At 37.6% G+C, this 3970-nt stretch carries 4 protein-coding genes and 1 pseudogene; 2 read left to right on the forward strand and 3 right to left on the reverse strand.

Features of this window, described 5'->3' with window-relative positions; genetic code table 11:
• Nucleotides 1-301: DUF8492 domain-containing protein (locus AC6F75_RS09880; protein WP_500714863.1), on the forward strand; the 301-nt coding region annotated here is incomplete at its 5' end.
• 4 nt (nucleotides 302-305) lie between these two features.
• On the opposite strand, the gene AC6F75_RS09885 is transcribed toward AC6F75_RS09880, so the two are convergent.
• Together AC6F75_RS09885 and AC6F75_RS09890 are read right to left on the reverse strand one after the other, a co-directional pair.
• Complete coding sequence (locus AC6F75_RS09885; protein ID WP_500714864.1) at nucleotides 306-1073, reverse strand: ATP-binding cassette domain-containing protein; 768 nt, start codon at nucleotides 1071-1073, stop codon at nucleotides 306-308.
• Nucleotides 1073-1810, reverse strand: coding sequence for an ABC transporter permease (locus tag AC6F75_RS09890; protein WP_500714865.1), 738 nt, complete (start codon nucleotides 1808-1810; stop codon nucleotides 1073-1075). The genes AC6F75_RS09885 and AC6F75_RS09890 overlap by 1 nt, the downstream gene beginning before the upstream one ends.
• Before the next feature lie 169 nt (nucleotides 1811-1979).
• Here AC6F75_RS09890 and pafA point away from each other — a divergent pair, with 169 nt between their 5' ends.
• Complete coding sequence (pafA, locus tag AC6F75_RS09895) at nucleotides 1980-3638, forward strand: alkaline phosphatase PafA (protein WP_500714866.1); 1659 nt, start codon at nucleotides 1980-1982, stop codon at nucleotides 3636-3638.
• Nucleotides 3639-3661: 23 nt separating this feature from the next.
• Here pafA and AC6F75_RS09900 read toward each other — a convergent pair.
• Nucleotides 3662-3970: pseudogene (locus tag AC6F75_RS09900) on the reverse strand (glycosyltransferase family 2 protein); the annotation flags it as partial.

A 3970-nucleotide genomic window follows, 5' to 3' on the forward strand; every position in this document is an offset into this window, starting at 1 on the left:
TCTGGAATCCCGGGAAGCAAGAATAAGAATGCTTGAACAACAACTTAGAAGGCTTTCAACCGGCGATATACCTTTTGAAACACTTGTTGAAGAAATCAAAATTAATTATGGTGATTTGAATTCCATTTCGTTTTCAAACACATTTGTTTCAGATTTTGAGAAAATTGATACTATACCGGTGTTTACGGTGAGTTGGAAAGATGGAGTTACCAGACAAGTGAGAGCAACCAATAACGAAAAATTAAAAAACTGGCTGGCTTTTAAACTGGGTAAGAAAAATATTGAAATCAGGGAGCAATAGTTGCTTATTTGTTTTCGATATTCTGAGCAATTCTTATTTTTTTAAATAAATCTGAGGAATAGACAAAGTCTGTAACTGCTTCATTGTCTGTTTTGAAAATTTTGGTTTTATCGCCTTCCCAAACCAGTTTACCATCCTTAAGGAAAATAATGGTTTCACCAATTTCCATAACTGAATTCATGTCGTGGGTATTAACTACGGTGGTGATGTCATACTCGTGAGTAATTTCCATGATCAGGTTGTCAATAACTGTAGCTGTGCGCGGGTCAAGTCCTGAGTTGGGTTCATCACAAAACAAATACTTGGGGTTGTTGACTATAGCCCGGGCAATGGCTACACGTTTTTGCATTCCCCCTGAAATTTCTGAAGGTAGTTTTTTATTGACATTTTCAAGATTGACCCGATTTAATACCTCATTAACCCTTTCCATCATTTCATCTCTCGATTTTTTACTAAACATCCGTAATGGAAACATCACGTTTTCTTCGATGTTCATCGAGTCAAACAAGGCTCCACCTTGAAAGAGCATACCCATTTTTTGACGTAGTTCACTTTTATCGTTTTTGTCCATATCCTGAATGGCTGTATCACCATAAATAATCCGTCCCTCATCGGGAGTAAAAAGTCCTAAAAGACATTTCATAAATACGGTTTTACCGCTACCACTTTGGCCAATTATGATATTGGTCTTTCCTTTTTGAAATGTAGTGGTAATACCTTTCAATACTTCCTCATCGCCAAAGCGTTTGTGTATGTTTTCAACTTTAATCATTAGCTCAACAGCATTTGTGTGATGATAAAATTAGCTAGAATAATAAGTACACTCGTCCAGACAAATGAATTTGTACTTGCTTTTCCCACTTCAAGTGCGCCTCCTTTCATATAATAACCCTGCCAGGATGGTACCGTTGCCAAAATAAGGGCAAAGACAAAGGTTTTTATAAACGCATAAACGATATGAAATGGAACGAAATCCTGTTGAAGCCCTATTGCAAAATCATTTGCTGATGAAAACCCTCCCTGAACTGCTGCAATCCATCCACCCAAAATTCCCATAAACATAGAAATTATAATGATTAAAGGATAAAACAATAAGGCAATTATTTTTGGAAAAACCAGATAGTTCAATGGGTTTATCCCCATCACTTCCAAAGCATCAATCTGTTCTGTTACTCGCATAGAGCCAATACTTGATGTGATAAATGAGCCCACCTTACCGGCCATAATAATGGAAATAAACGTGGGCGCAAATTCAAGAATAACCGATTGTCGCGTGGCAAAACCAATCAAACTTTTGGGAACCAGCGGGTTGTCCATATTAAGTGCAGTTTGAATAGCAATAACGCTTCCAACAAAAAATGAGATAAATACAACAATTCCCAACGAATTGACAATCAGGTCATTGATTTCCTTAAAAATCAATTTCCTTAATACCGATGTTTTTGTAGGCCTGCTAAAGACCAGTTTAAGCATAATAAAATAGGAACCAATATCTCTAAGGTATTTCATCTTCTTTTTCGCTTAAAGCGAAATCAATATTTATTATGGAACTAAAGCCCGGTTTAAAACATTACTACTTTCAAATGCTAAAGTAACAAAAATAATTGGTCACAATTTAACTATTAAGCAAACTTTAGTTCAATTCTGGATTGTATTTTTGTAACAGAATTTTATAACCATGATTAGATTATTTTCTGTATTTCTTGCCCTATTCGCTTTTATAGGTTCAGTTCAATCCCAAAACCAAAACACAAATTCAACTGAAAAACATCTTGATGCACCAAAACTTGTTGTAGGTGTTGTTGTTGACCAAATGCGTTACGATTACCTCACACGGTATTATAACCGTTATGGTGAAGGTGGTTTCAAACGTTTATTAAATGAAGGCTTTGAGTTTAAAAACAACCACTTCAATTACATACCTACATATACCGGCCCCGGACATGCTTCAATTTATACAGGCACTTATCCCGCTATTCATGGCGTTATTGCCAACGACTGGTATGATAAGGAAATCCAAAAAAGTGTGTATTGTGTAGAAGATGAAAATGTCCAATCAGTGGGGACTCTTGACAAAGCCGGAAAAATGTCCCCTCACCGAATGAAAACCACGTCCATTACAGATCAATTAAAACTACACACCCAGCAACGTTCAAAAGTCATTGGCATTTCGCTAAAAGACCGCGGAGCCATACTTCCTGCCGGTCACACCGGGACTGCATACTGGTTTCATGGAAAAGACGAGGGCAATTGGATTTCAAGCAGTTTTTATATGAATGAGTTACCGCAATGGGTAAAGGATTTCAACAATTCCGGGAAAGTACAGCAGTATTTAAACAAGGTTTGGGAACCAATGTACCCCATAGAAACTTATACAGCGAGCGGACCTGATAACAATCCCTTTGAAGAAGTGTTTAAAGGCAAAGAAACCCCAACATTCCCTTACAATTTAAAAGAACTTTCAAAAGTTAACGGCGGGTTTGATTTTATCAAGGAAACTGTTTTTGGCAACAGCATCACAACCGATTTTGCCATAGCTGCAATTACCGGTGAAAACCTGGGTAAAAACAACACGACAGATTTCCTGGCCATCAGCTATTCCAGCCCGGATTATATAGGGCATACGTTTGGGCCAAACTCTGTTGAGGTTGAGGACAACTACCTGCAATTAGATAAAGAACTTGAACGTTTATTTAATCATTTGGATAAAGTAATTGGAAAAGGGGAGTATATGGTGTTCCTGACCGCAGATCACGGTGTGACCCATATACCGTCCTATTTACAGTCGTTAAATATCCCGGCGGGTTATTTTAACCGGAATGATTTTCGTGACGATTTAAAAGCATTTTCTATGGCAACCTTTAAAGTGGATGTTATTGAAAGGGAGCAAAGTAATCAAGTGTTTTTGAATAAAGAAGTTTTAAAAAATGCAAAACTCGACCCAAGAGAAGTTCAACAAATCCTGGCCGATTATTTAATTACTTATCCTATGATTGATAAGGTTTTTACACGAAACCAGCTAGAGGGCGGTTCTTTTACGCGGGACATTGGCTATTTGGTCCAAAACGGCTTTCATCAGAAACGCAGCGGCGATGTGGTCTATGTGTTTGAGCCCTCCATATTGTCCACATGGTATGAGCGGGGAGGGAGTTCACACGGTAGCGGTTTTACTTATGACACCCATGTACCATTGATTTTTTACGGTTATGGCATCAAAAAAGGACATACTTACCAAAAGTCTGAAATCACTGATATTGCACCTACACTCTCGGCTTTGCTTGGTATTGCAAGACCCAACGGTGCTACGGGTAAGGTGTTGACGGAGTTGTTTGAGTGAATTTTGGAATGGTTGTCTAAAATTTATTTGAAAAACTTTTTCTTGATTTTTCGTAATCGCAGTTTTCGAATAAATAATCCTTCACTTTCCGAAACAAGAAATTGTGATTTGTTTTTTTTCGCTTTAAAATAACCTTTCAGATAATCAAAGGCTAAAAATGGTTTTCCTTTTTTAAAAGCTAATTTATTTGAAGCAATGGTTGTTAACCAAAACCCATAACGCAATGTATAAAATGCCTCGCCTTGCTTATAACGAGCAGCTTTGTCATAGGTTTTGCCTGTGGGTTTTAAGTGTTTAACAAGAAGTGAAGGCTCTGTGACCACTACCCAGCC

This window comes from Planktosalinus sp. (assembly GCF_059864935.1).